At 69.6% G+C, this 18,431-nt stretch carries 16 protein-coding genes; 8 read left to right on the plus strand and 8 right to left on the minus strand.

The window, feature by feature from the left end; genetic code table 11:
* Nucleotides 1-294 precede the first annotated feature (294 nt).
* Both NBY69_RS14540 and NBY69_RS14545 read left to right on the plus strand, forming a co-directional pair.
* Nucleotides 295-1,377: a MarR family transcriptional regulator gene (locus NBY69_RS14540; RefSeq protein ID WP_250301291.1), complete on the plus strand. Its 1,083-nt coding sequence runs from the start codon at nucleotides 295-297 to the stop codon at nucleotides 1,375-1,377.
* A gap of 262 nt (nucleotides 1,378-1,639) precedes the next feature.
* Nucleotides 1,640-2,599, plus strand: a complete 960-nt coding sequence (locus NBY69_RS14545; protein WP_250301292.1) for an alpha/beta fold hydrolase — start codon at nucleotides 1,640-1,642, stop codon at nucleotides 2,597-2,599.
* Between the two features lie 116 nt (nucleotides 2,600-2,715).
* Here NBY69_RS14545 and NBY69_RS14550 read toward each other — a convergent pair whose 3' ends face one another.
* A complete protein-coding gene (locus NBY69_RS14550; protein WP_250301293.1) occupies nucleotides 2,716-3,723 on the minus strand; it encodes an alkylmercury lyase family protein in 1,008 nt (335 codons plus the stop codon).
* 131 nt (nucleotides 3,724-3,854) lie between these two features.
* Between NBY69_RS14550 and NBY69_RS14555 the strand changes: the two genes are divergently transcribed.
* Entirely contained in the window at nucleotides 3,855-4,913 is a 1,059-nt protein-coding gene (locus tag NBY69_RS14555; RefSeq protein ID WP_250301294.1) for a phosphotransferase family protein, read from the plus strand.
* A gap of 5 nt (nucleotides 4,914-4,918) precedes the next feature.
* Complete coding sequence (locus NBY69_RS14560; RefSeq protein WP_250301295.1) at nucleotides 4,919-5,335, plus strand: heavy metal-responsive transcriptional regulator; 417 nt, start codon at nucleotides 4,919-4,921, stop codon at nucleotides 5,333-5,335.
* A 102-nt stretch (nucleotides 5,336-5,437) separates the two neighbouring features.
* Here the strand turns inward: NBY69_RS14560 and NBY69_RS14565 are convergent, their stop codons facing one another.
* The gene (locus NBY69_RS14565; RefSeq protein ID WP_250301296.1) at nucleotides 5,438-6,505 is read right to left on the minus strand and encodes an urea transporter; all 1,068 of its coding nucleotides are present in this window, start codon (nucleotides 6,503-6,505) and stop codon (nucleotides 5,438-5,440) included.
* A gap of 229 nt (nucleotides 6,506-6,734) precedes the next feature.
* On the opposite strand from NBY69_RS14565, the gene NBY69_RS14570 reads away from it, so the two are divergent.
* Complete coding sequence (locus NBY69_RS14570; protein WP_250301297.1) at nucleotides 6,735-9,332, plus strand: bifunctional FO biosynthesis protein CofGH; 2,598 nt, start codon at nucleotides 6,735-6,737, stop codon at nucleotides 9,330-9,332.
* A gap of 196 nt (nucleotides 9,333-9,528) precedes the next feature.
* The gene (locus NBY69_RS14575) at nucleotides 9,529-10,068 is read left to right on the plus strand and encodes a GNAT family N-acetyltransferase (protein ID WP_250301298.1); all 540 of its coding nucleotides are present in this window, start codon (nucleotides 9,529-9,531) and stop codon (nucleotides 10,066-10,068) included.
* A 60-nt stretch (nucleotides 10,069-10,128) separates the two neighbouring features.
* Here NBY69_RS14575 and NBY69_RS14580 read toward each other — a convergent pair whose 3' ends face one another.
* Both NBY69_RS14580 and NBY69_RS14585 read right to left on the minus strand, forming a co-directional pair.
* Nucleotides 10,129-10,731, minus strand: coding sequence for an HD family hydrolase (locus tag NBY69_RS14580; protein WP_250301299.1), 603 nt, complete (start codon nucleotides 10,729-10,731; stop codon nucleotides 10,129-10,131).
* Nucleotides 10,732-10,819: 88 nt separating this feature from the next.
* A complete protein-coding gene (locus tag NBY69_RS14585) occupies nucleotides 10,820-11,512 on the minus strand; it encodes a haloacid dehalogenase type II (protein ID WP_250301300.1) in 693 nt (230 codons plus the stop codon).
* A 98-nt stretch (nucleotides 11,513-11,610) separates the two neighbouring features.
* Between NBY69_RS14585 and NBY69_RS14590 the strand changes: the two genes are divergently transcribed.
* Nucleotides 11,611-12,195, plus strand: coding sequence for an ABATE domain-containing protein (locus NBY69_RS14590; RefSeq protein ID WP_250301301.1), 585 nt, complete (start codon nucleotides 11,611-11,613; stop codon nucleotides 12,193-12,195).
* 127 nt (nucleotides 12,196-12,322) lie between these two features.
* Here the strand turns inward: NBY69_RS14590 and NBY69_RS14595 are convergent, their stop codons facing one another.
* Entirely contained in the window at nucleotides 12,323-12,925 is a 603-nt protein-coding gene (locus NBY69_RS14595) for a MarR family winged helix-turn-helix transcriptional regulator (RefSeq protein WP_250301302.1), read from the minus strand.
* A gap of 238 nt (nucleotides 12,926-13,163) precedes the next feature.
* Between NBY69_RS14595 and NBY69_RS14600 the strand changes: the two genes are divergently transcribed.
* Nucleotides 13,164-14,660 (plus strand): FAD-dependent monooxygenase, encoded by a 1,497-nt coding sequence (locus tag NBY69_RS14600; protein WP_250301303.1) that lies wholly within the window; start codon nucleotides 13,164-13,166, stop codon nucleotides 14,658-14,660.
* Nucleotides 14,661-14,674: 14 nt separating this feature from the next.
* On the opposite strand, the gene NBY69_RS14605 is transcribed toward NBY69_RS14600, so the two are convergent.
* The 3 genes from NBY69_RS14605 to NBY69_RS14615 form a co-directional block, all read right to left on the minus strand.
* The gene (locus NBY69_RS14605; RefSeq protein ID WP_250301304.1) at nucleotides 14,675-15,394 is read right to left on the minus strand and encodes a DUF4232 domain-containing protein; all 720 of its coding nucleotides are present in this window, start codon (nucleotides 15,392-15,394) and stop codon (nucleotides 14,675-14,677) included.
* A gap of 490 nt (nucleotides 15,395-15,884) precedes the next feature.
* A complete protein-coding gene (locus NBY69_RS14610; RefSeq protein ID WP_250301305.1) occupies nucleotides 15,885-16,214 on the minus strand; it encodes a hypothetical protein in 330 nt (109 codons plus the stop codon).
* A gap of 776 nt (nucleotides 16,215-16,990) precedes the next feature.
* Nucleotides 16,991-18,370 carry an IS1380 family transposase gene (locus NBY69_RS14615; protein ID WP_250301306.1) on the minus strand — a complete coding sequence of 460 codons (1,380 nt, stop codon included), beginning with the start codon at nucleotides 18,368-18,370 and terminating at the stop codon, nucleotides 16,991-16,993.
* Nucleotides 18,371-18,431 lie beyond the last annotated feature (61 nt).

The following is an 18,431-nucleotide window of genomic DNA, read 5'->3' on the forward strand; positions in this document are numbered from 1 at the left end:
GTACGAGGTGGGGGCCGGGCCCGGCGCTTGAGCTTCGGGATCCGGCGGCCGGGACCCGGGCTCCGGGATCCGAGCGCTCTCTTCAACCGATGGGTGGGGGAGGGGGGTTGGGGAATCCTCCCTCCCCTCCCGGACCCGTCGCGACCGGTAAGTATGACTATCGTGAGCGGCTTGCGACGCACCGTAACGGCTGCGTACGTTGCCCTCAACGAAAAAAACGACCCCGACGCGGTGCTCACAACACCAGGCCGGGGTCTCACCACAAGATCGATGAAAGGTCGAAAGGTCGACCCCGTGGCTACCGAGAACCATAGCTCTGCCCTGCACGCACCCGCGTCGTCCCGCCCGTACCCGAAGGCCAACCACGGCTACGGCAAGCGATCCGCGTCGGACCAACTGCCTCCGTGTCCCGTGGACTTCACGATGCTGCCCGAACGGGAGCGCTACATCGCCGGTTACGTCGACCGTCTCCCCGACGGTGCGGCGATGGACATCAAGACGCTGGCCAAGAACATCCCGCTGTACGGGCAGATGGCCGTCGGCAGCGCCCTCAAGGCCCTGACCGTGGCCGGTTATCTCCGGCGCGCGCAGTGCCGGACCGGCGGGAGCGACAGCCGCTGGGTCACCCTCACGTACTGGTCCCGCACCGCGCGCGACAACGAGTGGTGGGACGCCTTCGCCGAAGCCGAGAACCACCGGGTCGTGGAGGACGTTACGGCGGCCGAACCCGAGGTTCCGCCGCCGTGGGCCCAGGCGGAAGCTCCCGTGGAGCAGGTCCGTGCGGAAGCCTCCGTGGCACTGCCCGCTCCTACGGCTCCCGTACTTTCCGTGCTTCCCGTGCCTTCCGTACCGTCCGCACCTTCCGTACCGCAGCAGCGAACCGCCGGAACGGTGGCGGCCCCGGACCACTCCTCGCCCGCCTATCTCGCCCTGGCCAGCCTCGGCCGTACCGACCCGCGGCTGGCGCTCTCCGCCGCCGACTGTGCGGTACTGGAGCCTCTGGCCGCCGCCTGGCTGGACCGGGGCGTGAACCCGGACTACCTGACGCACGCGCTCAGTTCGGGCCTCCCGGCCCAGGTCGGCTCTCCTGTCGGCTTCGTACGCCGCCGCCTCCGCGACAAGATCCCGCCGCACCTGCCCGCCATCCCCGCACCGGCCGCGCCCGGCACTCCCGTACAACGCCGACTGCTGCTGGAATGCACGGAGTGCGGCGCCCCCGGACCGTCCGGCGCCCTCCCCGACGGCCTCTGCCGTCTCTGCCGCACACCCGTACCGGGGGCGGCCCCGGTGGCACCTGCTGACGCGCCCGCCGAACGTGACATCCACGCGTTGGTCGGCAACCTCCGCCGACGGATCACCGCCCGGGGCAGGTCCTAGCCGGTCTCGCTGACAGCCGGGCGTACGCGCGCGTGGTTTTCGGCGGCCGGCACGATCCCCGCCAGCAGTGCAGCGCAGGCCGCCAAGACCTGGGGGTAGCCCCACCAAGAACCCGGAGTCCAGGTGCACCGGACACTCACCGTGCAGCCCCATCGTTCGGCGGCCCGCGCCTGGCGAGACTTGAGGAGTTCGCAGCAAGCGTCGAAAGCATTCAACAAGCCGATCGGCGCCCGGTGTTTTCCTCTCCCTCTGGAGCAGAGTCATGAGTGTCATGAATTCATCCGCATCATCGTCGCGCCGCCGCCGCCGCCGTCAGGCAGCATTGACGACCGTGGCCTTGGCCGCTGTGGTGACCGGGGCCCTCGTCGCGTGCGGGAATTCCACGGGCTCGGCTGTCGCCGCCACACCGGCCGCAGCAGGTCGGCATTCGGCCACCGCAGCTGCTACCGGTACCGCAGCCGCTGATCCTTCGCTGCACATGATCGAGAACAACGGGCACAAGCTGGCCTTCCACGTCACGCCCGGCCACCTCCCGGCCATCGTCCTGGATGCCGGGGGCGGTCTGGACTCGTCGCAGTGGAAGAAGATCGCGCCCGCCCTGGCCAAGAAGACCGGATCCGAGGTCATCACCTATGACCGGACCGGAATGGGAAAGAGCGAAGAAATCATCGGCTCCTGGAATGCGGAGAATGCCGCATCGGATCTGGAGGCCGGTCTCACCAAGCTCGGTGTCACCCACAACGTGATTCTCGTATCGCATTCCCAGGCGGGCGAGGTGGCCACCTATTTCGCGAAGAAGAATCCGCGCCGGCTGTCCGGTGCCGTGCTTGTGGACGCGAGCCTGCCCAATTTCTACACGGACAGCGAAACTGCGCGAATCGAGGCGGCGAACCAGGGGCAGGTGGCGGCGCTCGACGGTCAGCTCTCGACGAGGGTGACCCGCCAGCTCCTGGCCACGGCAAGCAACTACGGGCCGATGCACCGGGCTTACCACGCGGTCTCGTGGCCGAAGAGCGTCCCTGCGACCGTTATCGCGTCGTCGGCGACGCCGTTCGACACGCCCGAGGACGCGCAGCTGTGGCGGGACGCGCTGCGGCAGTTCGCGGACGCGTCCGCCAACCGGCAGCTCGTCGTCGCGGAGAAGACCTCGCACGACATTCCGGCCGAGCGTCCGGATGTCGTCATCAAGGCCGTCGAGAACATGGTGAAGGCTCACGGGTGACGTCACGACAACACGGGTGACGTCACCACGACCGGGTGGTCAGGCTGTTCGGTCGACGGCTGTGGTGCACCAGATGTCTGACCTGTCGGGAGCCCTGACCTGTCGGCTCCCGGAGGTCAGCTGTCGGTCAGCAGCGGCCCGAAGGTCGTCCGGCCGATCCTCTCGGCACTCGCCTGGTCGACGACGGTGCCGTTCACATCGGGGTGCTGACCGGCCCAGGCCGAAGCGGAGGTCCGGTCGGCGAAGAAGTTCAGGGTGTCGCAGCAGACGTCGGCAGCCGGCGCCGGGAGACTGCCCCGGCGGCCGACGAACACCACCGCCGAAGAGGGCTCCCACACCGTTCTCCCGCCCTCGCAGGTGACGGTGACCGTCTCGCCGGTGGCCGGGTCGGCGGAGGTGATCACCACGTCCTGGCCCAGCATGGCGGGAATGCCGAGCGCGTCGATCGCACACATCGACCAGAGCCGGACTCCACCGTCGACCACCACCCGATGCGGGGTCGGCACGGCGGAGAACGGATAGGCGGCCCGGATCTGTTCGTCCCGGTCGACGGTCAGGAAGTCCTCCCGCGCCAGCTCGGCCAGGACATCCGCGGCCCTGCGGCCCACGGCCGCCGCGACCGGCTCAAGGACCGCGAGTTCGGGAGCGCTGCCGGTGGCGGCGAAGTGCCGCAGTACCGCCTGATGTACCGCCCGCAACCCGCCCTCGACGGGCGCGAGGCGCCCCCGACCGCCCCGGCCGACCAGGTCCAGCGCGTCCCCCGCGCAGCAGTCGCCGTCCGCCGGGTCGGGCAGGCCCGTCGAAGTCAGGTCCGTTGCAGCCAGGCCCGCCGCAGTCAGGACCGTGCGCAGTTCGTCCACCCTCGGCGCCCCGTCGACTTCGCCACCGGCGTGCCGGTAGATCCGGCACGACACGCTCGGCGTCGCCCCGGCGCTCCCGAACGGGTCGACGCCGTCGAGCAGGACGGTCGGCGAGCCGGACATCCCCGCCCGTTCGGCCTCGGCCTGCTCGGATACCTCGACCAGCTCCATCTCGGCGTCCCGGCCACCCAGCGCGGTCGTGATCCGCGCTTGCACGACCGGCCCGTTGGGACAGTCCGGAACCGTCAGCACCGTGATCCGCATGGCGTCATCCTCCTGGTCGTCCGAAGCCTTTGCAGGCCCGTAGACCTCTGCTGGTCCGTAAGCCTCTGCAGTCGACGCTAGACCTTCCACCGCACTGGAAGGTCAAGAGCTATGGCTCTAGGCTCGTCCGCATGCTGAACCGGCTTCCGTTCGACGAAGCGCTGCGCTCCACCGTGGGCATCCCCAAGCAGAGCAAACTTCTGGACAGCAGTCCGCGGTCACGGGTGTGGCGGGTCCGGCTGGCCGACCGGAGTCTGGTGATCGTGAAACAGATCACCGATGACGGGGACACGGGCGCCGACGCGGACACGCGCTTCGCGCGGGAGGTCGCGGGGCTGCGCCTGGCGGGGCGGGCGATCGGGCCTGCCGTGGCTCCCGCGGTGCTCGCCACGGACCTGCCCGCGCGGGTGATGGTTCTCGATCACCTGGACGACCTCGGCAAGACGGACGACTGGATGCCGGGGTACGCCGAGTCGCTCGCCCGACTGCACGCCCTGACCGGACCCGCCGACGCGGGCGTGCTTCCGGCCTGGTCGGGGCCCACGGCCGCCGACGTGGAGTCCTTCCTCACCCTGGCCCGGGCGCTCGACGTGCCCGTCCCGTCCGCCGTGCTCGATGAACTCACCGCTCTCCTGGACCGCTTGGACCCCACCCCGCATCATGCGCTGCTGCACGGTGACCCATGCCCTGGCAACGACCTGCGCACCACCGACGGTGTCCGTTTCGTCGACTTCGAACGGGCCTCGCTTGGCAACGGACTGGTCGAACTCGCCTACTTCCGCATCGGCTTCCCCACCTGCTGGTGCGCGATGTCGGTCAACGCGGCCCCGCTCGCGGAGGTCGAGGACATCTACCGGACCACCTGGCGCGGGCTCACCGGCAGGGATGTGCCGGGCGACCTCGCTGACGCGTGCGCCGGCTGGCTGATCCAGGGAGACGCGCTCGTCGAGCGGGCCCACCGCGGGACGGTCGACCAGCTCGCTCGGGTACCCACCGAGGACTTCGAGTGGGGCTACATCTCCGCCCGCGAGCGGCTCGTCCACCGCCTCGGCGTGGTCGCCGACATGACCCGCGACCACGACCACCTGCACGCTGTGGGCCGCCTCAGTTCCACCCTGGCCGTGCGCCTGTTGGAATGCTGGCCGAAACTGCGGCCGCTGCCCGCGCACGACACCCGCCCTTGGTTCTAGAAGACATGCGCATCGGGGAACTCGCCGCACGGAGCGGACTGACCACCAAGACGATCCGCTACTACGAACAGGCCGGCCTGATGCCGGAACCGCCACGGACCCCGGGCGGCTACCGCGACTACCCGGCCACCGCCGAGCCCCGCCTCGCGTTCATCCGCGACGCCCAGCACGCCGGCCTCACCCTCGCCGAGATCCGTGGCGTCCTCGCCCTCCGTGACAGTGGCGAGGCACCCTGCGGCCACGTCACCGACCTCATCCACCGGCACCTCGAAGAGATCGACCGGCGCATGGCAGAGCTCCGCAAGACCCGCACCGCCCTGCGTGGCCTCGCCCGGCTGGCCGATGAGACCGACCCGCAGTCCTGCAGCGACGCCGAGAACATCTGCCGCATCATCAGCCCACCCCGGCGGGACGAATCCTGAACTCCGGCTGCTCCGGCTGATCCAGCTACTCCGGCCGCACCGTCCACTTCGGCCAGTCCCGCTACTTCGGCTACTCCGGCCCAGCCGCACCCGCGTGCTCCGCTACCTCGGCGTGTCCGGAACACGCGCGTTGAGATGCCGGTCCCGGCTGTGCCAGCGGCGGGACACCGTGCGCAGGTTGCCCTCCGGGGTGGTGGCGTCCTCGGGGTGGACCGCATACAGCCGCGTGAACGAGCTGGCGGCGAACACGCACAGCCAGGTGGTGACGACGAAGGGCGCCGTCAGGACCGGCAGTCCCACCGGGGCGAGGACCGTGGTGAATGTGCCCTCCACGACGACGCTCAGCGCGGCGGCCACCGCGGCGAACACTGCCGAGCGGTAGCTGAGCAGGTAGTACAGACCTGCGAGGGCGATGGCGGTCAGTACCCCGTTGTACCCGGCCAGCCCGGACCGCAGCGTCGCCTCCGAGGCGCCGAGCCCCCACGCCACGAGCAGCCCGATCAGGCTCCCGGCCACCGTGGCCGCCGCGGAGATCCGCGAGTTGACGGCGATCCCGACCAGCAGCGCCACCCCGGTCCACAGGCCGGTCTGCAGCGGCACCTCGGCGATGCCGTTGAACAAGCCGTGCAGCAGATCGCTCGCTGTCAGGTCCTGCGCCCCGGACAGCGATTCGGTCGGCAGCCGCGCCGCGGGCAGGGCCGTGCTCCCGGACAGCCGGCCGAACTGGCGCAGTCCGGCGAGGAACACCCAGGTCGTCGCCACGAACGCGGCGGTCAGCGTCGGGATGTGCGCGGAGTTCACGAAGTTGTGGACGGCCGCGGTGAAGGCCGTGACGGCGACGCAGGCGAACACGACATAGCCGAACCGCGCGTATCCGTGGGTGGCGTAGGCGGACAGGGCGATCCCGGTCAGCGTGCCGTTGAATCCGTACAGGCCGTGGCGGACCGCTGCCCGGTCCACCCCCGCCAGCATCGCCGTGGCGGTGGCCACCGCGGTGCCCAGCAACGCGTACAGCCCCGCGGTCGTACTGCTCAGGAAGATCCCCACCAGGAAGATCGCCCCGGTCAGCGGGTTGTCCTGCAGCATCACCTGCCCCACACCGCGCAGCACCGCCTCGACGAAACTCCCCACCGGGGAGCGCACCACCGATGTCACCAGGCCCGATGCCACTCCGGTTCACCCCCGGTCCGCTGATGGGTCTTGTGCACGGCGGTCCCCTAACTGAATCTGTATTGATCTGGACGGATCTGTCTCTCTCTGTGAGAGATGTCTGATGTGCTTGATGGTGTCCCGTATCCGTCGTTCTCCAGATGCCTACCAGCCGGCAGGCACCCGGCGTCGGAGACCGGCCGGGGAAGGCGCCGGAGACAGTGCCAAATGACGCTCGTATGCTCGGTTCATGACTGATCCGCAGCCCGCAGGACCCACCGCAAATGCCATGCGTCGCGCGCTCAAGCGGGCCAGGGACGGCGTCGCCCTCGATGCGGGGGAAGCAGCCGTACTGCTCCAGGCGCGCGGCGACGACCTGCGCGATCTCGCCGCTTCGGCCGCCCGCGTCCGGGACGCCGGACTGGAAGCGGCCGGGCGGCCCGGCGTCATCACGTACTCGCGCAAGGTGTTCATCCCGCTGACCCGGCTGTGCCGGGACAAGTGCCACTACTGCACCTTCGTCACCGTGCCCGGCAAGCTCAGGGGTGCTGGACACGGCATGTACCTGTCCCCCGATGAGGTACTGGAGATCGCCCGGCAGGGCGCCGAACTCGGCTGCAAGGAAGCCCTGTTCACCCTCGGTGACCGCCCCGAGGAGCGCTGGCCCGAGGCGCGCGAGTGGCTGGAGGCCGAGGGGTACGACGACACCCTCGCGTACGTCAGGGCCATGGCCGTCCGCGTCCTGGAGGAGACCGGCCTGCTGCCGCACCTCAACCCCGGCGTCATGACCTGGACCGACCTCCAGCGCCTCAAGCCGGTCGCCCCCTCGATGGGCATGATGCTGGAGACCACCGCCACCCGCCTCTGGAGCGAACCGGGCGGCCCCCACCACGGCTCGCCCGACAAGGAACCCGCCGTACGGCTGCGCGTCCTGGAGGACGCCGGGCGCTCCAACGTGCCCTTCACCACCGGGGTGCTGATCGGCATCGGCGAGTCGTACGAGGAGCGCGCCGACGCCTTCTTCGAGCTGCGCAGGACCGCCCGCTCCTACCACGGCATCCAGGAAGTCATCGTCCAGAACTTCCGTGCCAAGCCGGACACCGCGATGCGCGCGATGCCCGACGCGGAGCTGGAGGAACTGGCCGCAGCCATCGCGGTGGCCCGGCACATCCTCGGCCCGTCCGCCCGTATCCAGGCCCCGCCGAACCTGGTCGACGCGGAGTACGCGCTGCTCATCGGCGCGGGCATCGACGACTGGGGTGGCGTCTCCCCGCTGACCCCCGACCACGTCAACCCCGAGCGTCCCTGGCCGCACATCGACGAACTGGCCGCGCGGACCGCCGACGCCGGGTTCCAGCTGCGTGAACGCCTCACCATCTACCCGGAGTTCATCCAGCGTGGCGAACCCTGGCTGGACCCCCGGCTGCTGCCGCACGTCCGGGCGCTGGCCGACCCGGAGACCGGGCTGGCCCGCGAGGGCGTCAAGCCGTCCGGGCTGCCCTGGCAGGAGCCCGACGAGGGCTTCACCGCGACCGGCCGCACCGACCTGCACCACACCATCGACACCGAGGGCCGCACCTCCGACCGGCGCGACGACTTCGACGAGGTGTACGGGGACTGGGAGGCGCTGCGCGAGCAGGCCGCCCCCGGCATGGTCCCGTCCCGTATCGACACGGACGTCAAGCAGGCCCTCAGCCAGGCCGCCGCCGACCCGACGCTGCTCACCGACGACGAGGCCCTCGCCCTGCTGCACGCGGACGGCCCGGCGCTGGACGCCCTGACCCGGATCGCGGACGAGCTGCGCCGGGACGTGTCCGGTGACGACGTCACGTACATCGTCACCAGGAACATCAACTTCACCAACGTCTGCTACACCGGCTGCCGTTTCTGCGCGTTCGCCCAGCGCCGTACGGACGCCGACGCGTACACCCTCTCCCTGGACCAGGTCGCCGACCGCGCCGCCCAGGCGTGGGACGTCGGCGCCGTCGAGGTCTGCATGCAGGGCGGCATCCACCCGGACCTGCCCGGCACGGCGTACTTCGACATCGCGAAGGCGGTCAGGGAGCGCGTCCCGGACATGCACGTCCACGCGTTCTCCCCGATGGAGGTCGTGAACGGCGCGACCCGCACCGGTATGTCCATCCGCGAGTGGCTGATCGCCGCCAAGGAGGCGGGCCTCGGCTCGATCCCCGGCACGGCGGCGGAGATCCTGGACGACGAGGTCCGCTGGGTCCTCACCAAGGGCAAACTGCCCACGGCCACCTGGATCGAGGTCATCACCACCGCCCACGAACTGGGCATCCGCTCCTCGTCCACGATGATGTACGGCCACGTCGACCAGCCCCGCCACTGGCTCGGCCACTTCCGCACCCTGGCGCAGATCCAGCAGACGGCGCTGGCGAAGGGCGTCGAGGGCTTCACGGAGTTCGTGACGCTCCCCTTCATCCACACCAACGCCCCGGTCTACCTGGCCGGAATCGCCCGGCCGGGCCCGACCACCCGCGACAACCGCGCGGTCACCGCGATGGCCCGGCTGCTGCTCCACCCGTACATCCCCAACATCCAGACCAGCTGGGTGAAACTGGGCGCGGAGGGCGCGGCGGAGATGCTCCGCTCCGGGGCGAACGACCTGGGCGGCACGCTCATGGAGGAGACCATCTCCCGCATGGCCGGGTCGAGTTACGGCTCGTACCGCTCGATCCAGGACCTGATCGCCATCGCGGACCTGGCGGGCCGCCCGTCGCGCCCCCGGACGACGCTGTACGGCGAGGTGCCGGAGGAACGGGTGGCGGCGGCGACGGCCTCGGACGGTCATCTGCCGGAGCTGCTACCGGTGTTGGGGGACTGAGAGCTGTGGCATGAGCCGGTCCGCGCGGTGCGGTGCGCGCGGACCGGCTCACGGCTCGGGGCTGTTCGACGCCGTGGCCTCAGCAGAGAAGACCCTGTACGCCAACCCTTGCGAGCCCGGTGAGATCCTGGCATTCGAACTCGACAGCACACTGCGAGTCTTGATCGCTGCCGAGTCTGTTGATTGGCTGGCCGACATGACTGAACTCGGACCCGTCGCCTGGCCGCCTGCCCCGATCCGGACCGAGAGGCTCGTGCTCCGTGAGTCCGAGGCCCGGGACCGTGCGGCGTTCGTCGAGCTGCTGGCGTCGCCAGAGGTGCACACCTACCTCGGCGGTCCCCGCCCTCGCGATGAGCTTGAGCGGGAGATGCCCGGGGTGCCCGAGCGGTGGCCCGGGAGTTTCGTCGTTGATCTCGACGGGGCGATGATCGGCCAGATCCTGCTCAGGAGAGCACCGGAGCACGGTCGCCCGGCTGCCGCGGGGAAGGTCGATCTCGGCTACCTGTTCCTGCCGGGGGCGTGGGGATTCGGGTACGCCGCCGAGGCGTGCGCGGCGGCACTCGACTGGTTCGACGGCGTCCTTCCCGGGAATCCGGTGGTGCTCCACACCCAGAGCGCCAACGTCGGCTCGATGCGCCTCGCGGCAAAGCTGGGATTCACCGAGGTGGAGCGGTTCCGGGCCTGGGACGCCGAGCAGTGGCTCGGCCTGCGGTCCCCGGTCCCGCCGTCCGCTTGAGCTCGTGCTCGACCCAGCCGGGACAGCGCCGGGATCGGTCCCAACAGTGCCGAGCCGACGTCACACATCCGAATTCGGCAGCAGCCCCTGGGCCACCGCCGCGTCCCTGACTTCCCGGTACAGCGTGGTCAGGGCCTCGCTCGCCTGGACGCGCGGCAGCTGGAGCCGGTCCAGTGCGGTCGCGTCGGCGCCGACGTCCTGCCAGCCCTGACCGGTCAGGAGACGCATCAGCGCGGGGTTGAGCCGGTCCACTCCGCGTACGAGCCGGGCCTCGGGCGTCGCGCCCTCCTCGTACTCGTGCCACAGCCCGAGGAACTCGGCACCGAGCCCGTCCGGGAGCCCGGAGAACCGGCGCTGGGCGACCTCCTCCTCGATCCGGGCCTTGTCGCCGTCGGGCTGCGCGCTCCAGGCCGACGGGTCGCCCGCGTCGATCTCCACGAGGTCGTGCATCAGGCACAGCTTGAGCATCTTCTCCAGATCGAGCGCATGGCCGTATTCCCGCTCGAACTCGCGGTGCAGGATCCAGCTGACCAGCGCCAGGTGCCACGAGTGCTCGGCCACGCTCTCCTTCCTGGCGGAGGTGGCGTTGTTGTGCCGTTCGACTTCCCGCAGCCGGGCGGTGAAGGCGATGAAGTCGAAGAGTTCGCGGAGGTTGTCGTCCATGGCATCTGCCCTGCCTTTCCGTGACGTTGCCGAGCCCTGTCCAGCAGTCCGCCGTGAACAGCTTGGCCGGCGCGGGATCAGCACACTTCTACGCCGCCGTCAGCGTGGCGGCCAACTCATCCAGGCTGTTCGACCGCCAGCTGAAGGTGTCGGTCCTCTTCGGAGGATCCCCGACCGGTCTCCGAACGTATGCGGTTCGCATTCCGACCGTCTGAGCTCCGCGAAGGTCCCAGGCGTGGGCGGCGACCATCAATACGCGCTCCGGCGGGCATCCTGCCGCGTCGACCGCGAGCCGGTAGACGTCCGGCGCGGGCTTGTAGGCCTGGGCGTCTTCGGCGGAGAGAGCTTGGTGCCAGCGCAGCCCGGCGTACGCGTTGAGGCGGAGCAGGGTTGCGCGACTGGCGTTGGAGAGCCCCAGTACGGGAAATCGCCGCGCGAGGCGCGTGAGTCCGGAATGGGAGTCGTCCCAGGGACTCAGGCGCTGCCCTGCGGTCGCCAGTCGCTCGATGACCGTCGGATCGGTGAGTCCGGCGCGGGCGGCCACGCGTTGAGCTGCCTCACGGTCGATGATCTCGGTGTTGGCGTATGCCCGGCTGTCTTCGCCGATGCGTTGCTGCTCGTGCTCGACATGCTCTTGCCACACGGTGAGCAGGTGGTCGACAGACGCATCGTCGGACGCGGGCACCGCCTCGCGAATGGCTGCTCGAAGTCCGCCTTGCTCGTCGACCATCGTTCCGAGGACGTCGAAGACGACGACTTCGACGTCGCACACCTCGGCCATCCGGCCTCCTCCCGATGGTTGCGTCACTGGTTCAACCGGTGACGAGTGTTGCTCGACCTCGCGTCACCGGTCAAGATGGTGACGTGAGATTCGCATTCGTGAGTGGCAACCCAGCTCTGGACCTGGTGGGCACCGTGGGGTCCCGTCGGGACAAGCCCGTCGACCTCCTGGTCGCCCCCGCCGATCTCGAGCAGTGGGTCCTCGAATGCGACGAACTCCCCGACCAGGTGACCGCCGATGCCGCGACCTTCACAGCCGCGCTGCAGCTCCGCGAGGCGATCCACCAACTGGCGCTCGATCGCATGCGGGATCGTCGCTTCGCGCCGACCGCCCTGGAGATCGTCAATGACGCAGCCGTCGGGCCGGAACCCACGGTCGAACTCAGCGATGCAGGCTTGCATCTGTCAGGGGATCTCCGCTCCGCGCTGGCCCACGTCGCACGCAGCGGGATCGCCGTGCTCGCCGACCGCCACGCGTGCTTGAAGGAGTGCGGTCGCTCGGGCTGTACTCGCCTCTATCTCGACCGCTCCCGTGGTGCACGTCGCACGTGGTGCGGCATGGAGGCTTGCGGCAATCGCGTAAAAGCCGCGGCCTATCGAGCCCGCAGGCAAGCCGCCGAACAGGGACGCGATGTCGGGGGGAATCAGTCGCCGATGTTCCGGGAGCCGCGGCACCCGGAGTGAGAGCAACTCCCGTCCCGATCAGCCCCGATCAGTCCCGATCGGCCCCAATCGGCCCCGATCAGGCCGGAGATCTGGTCGACCGTTGCCGCCGGACCCTCCGCCACGGGTGCGCCCCACCGGCCGCGGTTCAGTCGTCCTCGCCGTCCTTCAGGGCGAGCAGCACGGTACGGAGGTCGTTGTTCAGGCGGTGCTGGCGCTCCGCGGACAGCGCTGAGAGCAGCCGCAGTTCGGTCTCGGTCTTGGTGGCGAACACTTCCTCGGCGCGGGCGGCCCCCTCCGCAGTGAGGGTGACCGTGACCGAGCGGCGGTCGTGCGGTGCGAAATCGCGTACCAGCCAGCCCTTGGCCTCCAGCCTTCCCACCCGGTTGCTGACGGCTCCCGAGGTCAGCTGCATTTCGGTGGCCAGGGCTCCGGCGGTCAGTTGTCGCTGCGGCGCCCGGAGCAGGCATGCCAGGAGTTCCAGTTCCCACAACTCGATTCCGTGCGGAGCCAGTTCGCGCTTGAGTTCCGTCTCCAGGCGGTGGGCGACCCGGCGCAGCCGGTAGGCGAGCGCCTTGGCCTCCAGCAGTGCGGGGTCGTGCGTCGGCGCGAGGGTGGAAATCAGGCGGTCGATACCGTCGGTGCCACCGGCGCCCTCGATACCGTCGGCATCCTTGACGCCTTTGGCACCCTCGATACCGCCCGCGCCCCCGGTGCCCCCCGCGCCCTCGGTGCCGGATTTCTGGGTCATGTGATGCAGCGCTTCCTCTGTTGCAGCTCGTCTTGCCGGGCGAGTGCCGGAAAGCCCATATGTACAGGGTGAGTTGACCGAACGGCAGTGGCCGGAAGAGGTCTTCCGCCCGCCGAATCACCCGGCATAGGGTTCATTATCTTAACGTTCACAGGTTAGGGGAGAAGCCGATGCGAACAGCTCGGAAGAACGCCGGATCCCTGCCCCCGTCGCCACCGCGCCCGCGAGGAACAGCCCGATGAACGCGGACGTCGTCGTCGCCGGGGCGGGCCCGGTCGGCCTGCTGACCGCCGCACTGCTGGACGCCGCCGGGCTGAGCGTGCAGGTCTTCGAGCGCAACGCCGGGCCCAGCGCGCACTCCAAGGCCATCACCATGCATCCCCGCACGCTGGAGGCGCTCTCCACGCTCGAAGCCGGGGGACAGCGGCTGTCCGAGGTCCTGGTGGAACAGGGCCGGCCGACACCCCGCGCCCATTTCGCGGTGCTGCCCGAGATGCTGGACTACTCGGCGCTCGACACTCCGTATCCCTTCGTGCTGATGATCCCGCAGGCACGCACCGAGCGGATCCTCGCCGACCTCCTGCGCGAGCGCGCGGTCCCGGTGCACTACGGCCAGGCCGTCACCGGGTTCGAGCAGGACGCGTCGGCCGTACGGGTCAGGGTCGGGGACGCGGCGTACGAGGCCCGCTATCTGGTGGCCGCGGACGGTGGGCACAGTCTGCTGCGCGGCCTCGCCGGAATCGACTTCCCGGGCAGCCCGCCGACGACTGCGGGCTTCACGGCCGACGTGGAACTCGCGGATCCGCCCGCTGCGCCGCAGCACCGCTGGCACCGGGACACCGGCAGCCTGAGCATCGTGCCGCTGCCCGACGGGCAGTACCGGATCTTCGGCACCGAGGCCGTGGACACCGGCCTGGCGCCCGACGAGGTACGCAAGGTGCGGGCCGAACCGCTGACGCTGCCCGAGCTGCGGGCGAAGGTGCGGCGGATCACCGGGACCGACTGCGGGATACGGGACGTCTTCTGGAGCTCATGGGCGACGGACAGCACCCGGCACGCCGACCGGTACCGGTCCGGGCGGGTCCTCCTTGCCGGGGACGCCGCACACATCCATCTGCCCGCGGGCGGCCAGGGGATGAACGTCGGGATGCAGGACGCTGCCAACCTCTGCTGGAAACTGGCCGCCGAGCACCACGGCTGGGCCCCGGCCCACCTGGTCGACGGCCCCTTCGACTACACCCACGAACGCCAGCCAATAGCGGCCCGGCTGGCCGCCAACACCCTTGCCCAGGGCGTCCTGATGAACACCTTCACGCCCGGGGTCGAGGCCCTGCGGACGCTCTTCAGCGATCTGATCGCGCGGGGCGGCGACACCGCGCGAGAGCTGGCCGGCTGGCTCTCGGGACTGGACCTGGCCTACCCGGCCCCGGCGGGCGCCCACCCGCTGACCGGCACCAGGGCCCCCGACCTGACGCTGACCGGCGGCACGCTGCTGCACGCACTGCGGCAGGACCGTTTCGTACTGGCGGACTTCACACCGGAGCAGCGCTTCGCCGGGCTCGGTTCGCCCCGCGTGGACGTACGGTCCGCACGCCCGCGCCCCGGCGCCTGGTCGGAGCTGGAGGCCGCCCTGATCCGGCCCGACGGCTACACCGCCGTGGCCACCGGGTCGGCCTCCCCGGACGAACTGTCGGCAGTGGTCGCCGAGTGGACCACGCCTGGCCAGGCCTGCTGACCCGTGCGGGCGGATCACTCGCCGCCCTGACCGGCGCTTCCGATCGGGCCGATCTTCACCGGCTCACCGGAGCCGTCCGTGGCGGGCAGCGAGGCCTCGCCCGGCCAGTTGAGGGCGACCGAGTGCGTCTCGTCCGGCGGGGTCACGACGAGACCCGTGATGCGGACACCGGTGCCGCCCGTCTTGTTGAACGGGTAGTTGATCGGGAAGTCGATCTCCTTCCCGTTCTTGAGGACGGTCGAGATGGTCTCCTGGCCCGTGCGCTTCGCGGAAATGGTCCCCGCGTTGGTCTTCAGGTCGACGCCCGCGTATCCGGAGATCCGGCAGTCGTGGCCGCTGGCGTTCGTGAGCGCCACCACGACGGTGGCGTCGGGGTCGCCGTCGATGGTGTTGTCCGTCGCCGAGATCTTCAGGTCGGAGGTGAGGCACTTGCCGATGCCGCTGCCGCTCGCGTGGGAGCCCGTACCAGCGGCCGTGCCCTTCCCGTTGGCGCTGGTCTCGGTAGCCGTGCCCTTCCCGCTGGTGGAGCTCGTTCCGGCGGCCGTACCCTTCCCGCCGCCCTGATCCGAACTGCCCGAGTCCGAACCGCTGCCCGAGGTGGACGCGGCAGCATCGGTGGACGTGGACGACTGGTCGCTCTTTCCGGTGGCGGCGGCGTTGTCGCTCTGGCAGGCCGTGAGCGAGAGACCGGCGGCAACGGCCAGGGCGGCGATGGTGAGCTTGTGAACGCGCATCGTTTCTTCCTCAGTGTCGGTTGGCAGTGCCGGCCGCTCGGTACGTGTCGGTACGAGCGAACGTTTCTGAACACCAGGACCCACCCGACCCGGTCAGCCGTTCCGCCCAACCACGCCCTAAGACACTCCTGTTACACGTGCGGTCGGGCACGATGCGCACCCACACCGGGCGCACCGTGCAGGGGCCCGCCGGAACGGCGGTTCCTGCCATCTCTCGGCATCCGGTGGCGGTTGCCGTCCCCTGGGACAGACCCGTGACCCGGCGGATCTTGACCGCGGCTGGTGGCATGCCGTCCTCAAGTTGCCTCGCCTGCGCCCGGGGGTAGCCGTCTGACCGTATCGCCCGGCCCGCGAACCGAAAGCGTCGATACATCTGAGTGACGTCGAATCTCTCTGCAACCTGGCCGTAGTGGCCACAAGTGGGACGGCCTGCGAAGCGGTGAAGCTTCTGGCAGACGGTGCCACGCCCAAGAACCACCTGGAAGTTCGGTCAGGCGGAGGCGAGCCCGCGCCCGAGCGTTCGATCGCAGGCGATGCGGGTGAGCCAGCCGAGGCCGACCGTGAAGAGCGGTGGCCACACGATTGGCCCAAGGGAGTAGCCGACCAGCACCACGAGTGGGATCCACCCACGGTTCACGGCCTGGTGGAGCAAGCCGGGCGGGTGGATGCCGACGAGCCGCGCCAGGTCGGGCATCACGAAGAACACCAGCGCCGCGGCCGTGGTTGGCAGGCCGTACTTCTGACTCTCGAAAACGGCGAACGCCAGCAGCGACGCGAGTGCCCCAGGCGGTTCGTCTGTGCCAACTGCGTCTGTGCACAACAGAGGTGGGCAACCTGGCGGCGGTGCCCGAGGGCTCAGTGGTCACGCGCGCCGAGCGTCCAGATGACATCGCATCAGCCAGTCGGAAATCCGCGGGAGCCAGGGATAGCAACGCGTTCAGCAGGGGCGGTGTGCGGCCGGATCGGCGGAACATCACCGGGGCGCCTGGCACCTCGACTGCCATGATTTCTGCCATCTCAGGGCTGGCCCGATGTGAACTCCCCGAGAAGAACCGCACTTTCGTGGAGGCTGTGACCGCACCGGTCGGAGGCCCGTTCACATCGACACTCGTACATCCCTTTCCCGCAAACAATGCAGTGACCGGATAGCAGGCACATTGACTTCCGGTTCCTCATCTGCGCCCGATGGGCGAACTCCGCGGAAATGCTGGTGTATCCGCACGACGGTGTACCGAGGATCGGAACGGTTCAGTGAGGTTGATATGCGAGCTTTCTACCTACTCGCGTGGAGTTCGCTCTGTTGAGGTCGTCACTCCACCGACAGCGTCGATTCATCTGAGTTACATTGACCTCGCGGGGGGAGTCGCCGCAGAACAGCCTCTGTCCGACGGTGGATTGGCCGTGACGTGCGGCGGCGGTGTTTTAACCTCGATCGTTCATGGGTCCTCGTCGGTTCGCTGATGGGGACTCTGTGCTTGCGAGGTGCGGAATTTCGTGGGCTGGGGCAGGTTGGCGGCCCGGCTGTCGCGTCGGGTGGGCGCTGGGTTCCACTGCTCCGGGATGTTGCTGGTTCGTCGGGATGGTTGAAGTGGTTGGTCAGCCGGGGTTCGGCAGGGCTGCGAGTCGCTGGATCGCGCGGGTGATTACATCCGTCCAGGGCCATCGGGCGGTGAAGCGGAGCCAGCGGCGGCGGCCGGTGGTGACCAGCTGGGCAGCAGCGGAGAACAGCCGAAGGCGGAGCCGCTTGGGTTCCCAGCGGCGGGTTTTGCTGGTCAGGGCGAGCATCGGCATCCAGGCGAGGAGGTCGAGTGCGAGGGAGACGATCTCCAGCCAGATCTGGTTCTGTGCGGTGTCGTGCAGCGGCAGGTTGCGCAGGCCGGTGTCGCGGGCGTTTCGGATCCGGTCCTCGCAGCGGCCCCGCCGTCGATGACGTAGTTCCAGGTCGGCGAGCTGGCCGCCCTTGGTGTTCGTCGCGAAGCAGGTGAGCCGGAGTCCGTCGAGGTCGGTGAAGCGCAACTGGGCTCCGGGGTGCGGGCGTTCTTTGCGGACGATCAGCCGCATCCCTTTCGGCCAGGTGGTCAGGTCGGGCATGTCGGTGATCTCTGCGACCCAGGCGCCGGGCCGCTCGGTGCCGTCGGCGTCGTAGGCCGGCGTCCATGCCTTCTTCGGGATCTTCAGCACGGCCTGGTGGATGGCGTCAGTGATGGTCATGCCGACGGAATACGACAGCCACCGGCCCGGCTTGGAGAGCCAGTCCAGGAAGGCATGGGTCCCGCCGGCGGAGTCGGTGCGGATCAGCGTCTGCCGTCCCCGCCGCAGGTACTTGGGAAGTTGAGCCACGGCGAGGCGGGTGGTCTCGATGTGATCGCTCGCGGTGTTGGACCCGGCGTTGCCGGGCCTCAGCAGCGCGGCCACCGGTTCCCCGGACCCGCTCTGGCCGTGGTCGACGAACGCGACGAGCGGATGATGACCGAAGGTCTTCTTCCAGGTCGCGGTGGCGTCCTGCTTCTCGGAGTGCGCAAGGACGAGCACGCCGTCGATGTCCACGATCACCTGGCCGTCGGCGGCCGGACCGTTCGCCCCGGCCAGTTCCCAGACATGCGAGCGTACTTCCGCCCGAGCCGACCGGATCGCGGTGAGCGACTTCGGTCCGGCAGCGGCAAGGGCGTCAATGAGCCGTGAAACCGTCGGGTCGGATGCCACTGGTCCGAACACGTCGGGCTCGGCCCGCAGCATGGCGACATCGGCGAGGCAGTCCCCGCCCAGAGCGACTCCGAGCGCGACATCCAGAAGGATCTTGCCTGGATCATGCACCGTCCGCGGTTTGCGCCACGGCTCCAACGCCGTCGCTATCGCGGTGTCCAGACCCAACTTGCGGACCGTCTCGACCAACAGCACCGCGCCGGCCTGCGAGACCGTCCCGCTGCCACCGCCCTCGACACGGACACGCGGGTACAACCCGATACGCTTACTCACCTGGAGAGTGCTTCTTTCCGTGCAGCCAACAGGACCCTAGACAAGTCCCACCGTTGCAGGT

The organism is Streptomyces sp. A 4/2 (genome assembly GCF_940670765.1).
Classification (GTDB): domain Bacteria; phylum Actinomycetota; class Actinomycetes; order Streptomycetales; family Streptomycetaceae; genus Streptomyces.

Bases quoted from the DNA above. Each gene is read 5' to 3' on its own strand.
- NBY69_RS14580 (WP_250301299.1), bottom strand. From the start codon at position 10,731: ATGGACGACAACCTCCGCGAACTCTTCGACTTCATCGCCTTCACCGCC.
- NBY69_RS14550 (WP_250301293.1), bottom strand. From the start codon at position 3,723: ATGCGGATCACGGTGCTGACGGTTCCGGACTGTCCCAACGGGCCGGTC.
- NBY69_RS14605 (WP_250301304.1), bottom strand. From the start codon at position 15,394: ATGCGCGTTCACAAGCTCACCATCGCCGCCCTGGCCGTTGCCGCCGGT.
- NBY69_RS14545 (WP_250301292.1), top strand. From the start codon at position 1,640: ATGAGTGTCATGAATTCATCCGCATCATCGTCGCGCCGCCGCCGCCGC.
- NBY69_RS14585 (WP_250301300.1), bottom strand. From the start codon at position 11,512: ATGGCCGAGGTGTGCGACGTCGAAGTCGTCGTCTTCGACGTCCTCGGA.
- NBY69_RS14595 (WP_250301302.1), bottom strand. From the start codon at position 12,925: ATGACCCAGAAATCCGGCACCGAGGGCGCGGGGGGCACCGGGGGCGCG.
- NBY69_RS14555 (WP_250301294.1), top strand. From the start codon at position 3,855: ATGCTGAACCGGCTTCCGTTCGACGAAGCGCTGCGCTCCACCGTGGGC.
- NBY69_RS14560 (WP_250301295.1), top strand. From the start codon at position 4,919: ATGCGCATCGGGGAACTCGCCGCACGGAGCGGACTGACCACCAAGACG.
- NBY69_RS14600 (WP_250301303.1), top strand. From the start codon at position 13,164: ATGAACGCGGACGTCGTCGTCGCCGGGGCGGGCCCGGTCGGCCTGCTG.
- NBY69_RS14575 (WP_250301298.1), top strand. From the start codon at position 9,529: ATGACTGAACTCGGACCCGTCGCCTGGCCGCCTGCCCCGATCCGGACC.
- NBY69_RS14570 (WP_250301297.1), top strand. From the start codon at position 6,735: ATGACTGATCCGCAGCCCGCAGGACCCACCGCAAATGCCATGCGTCGC.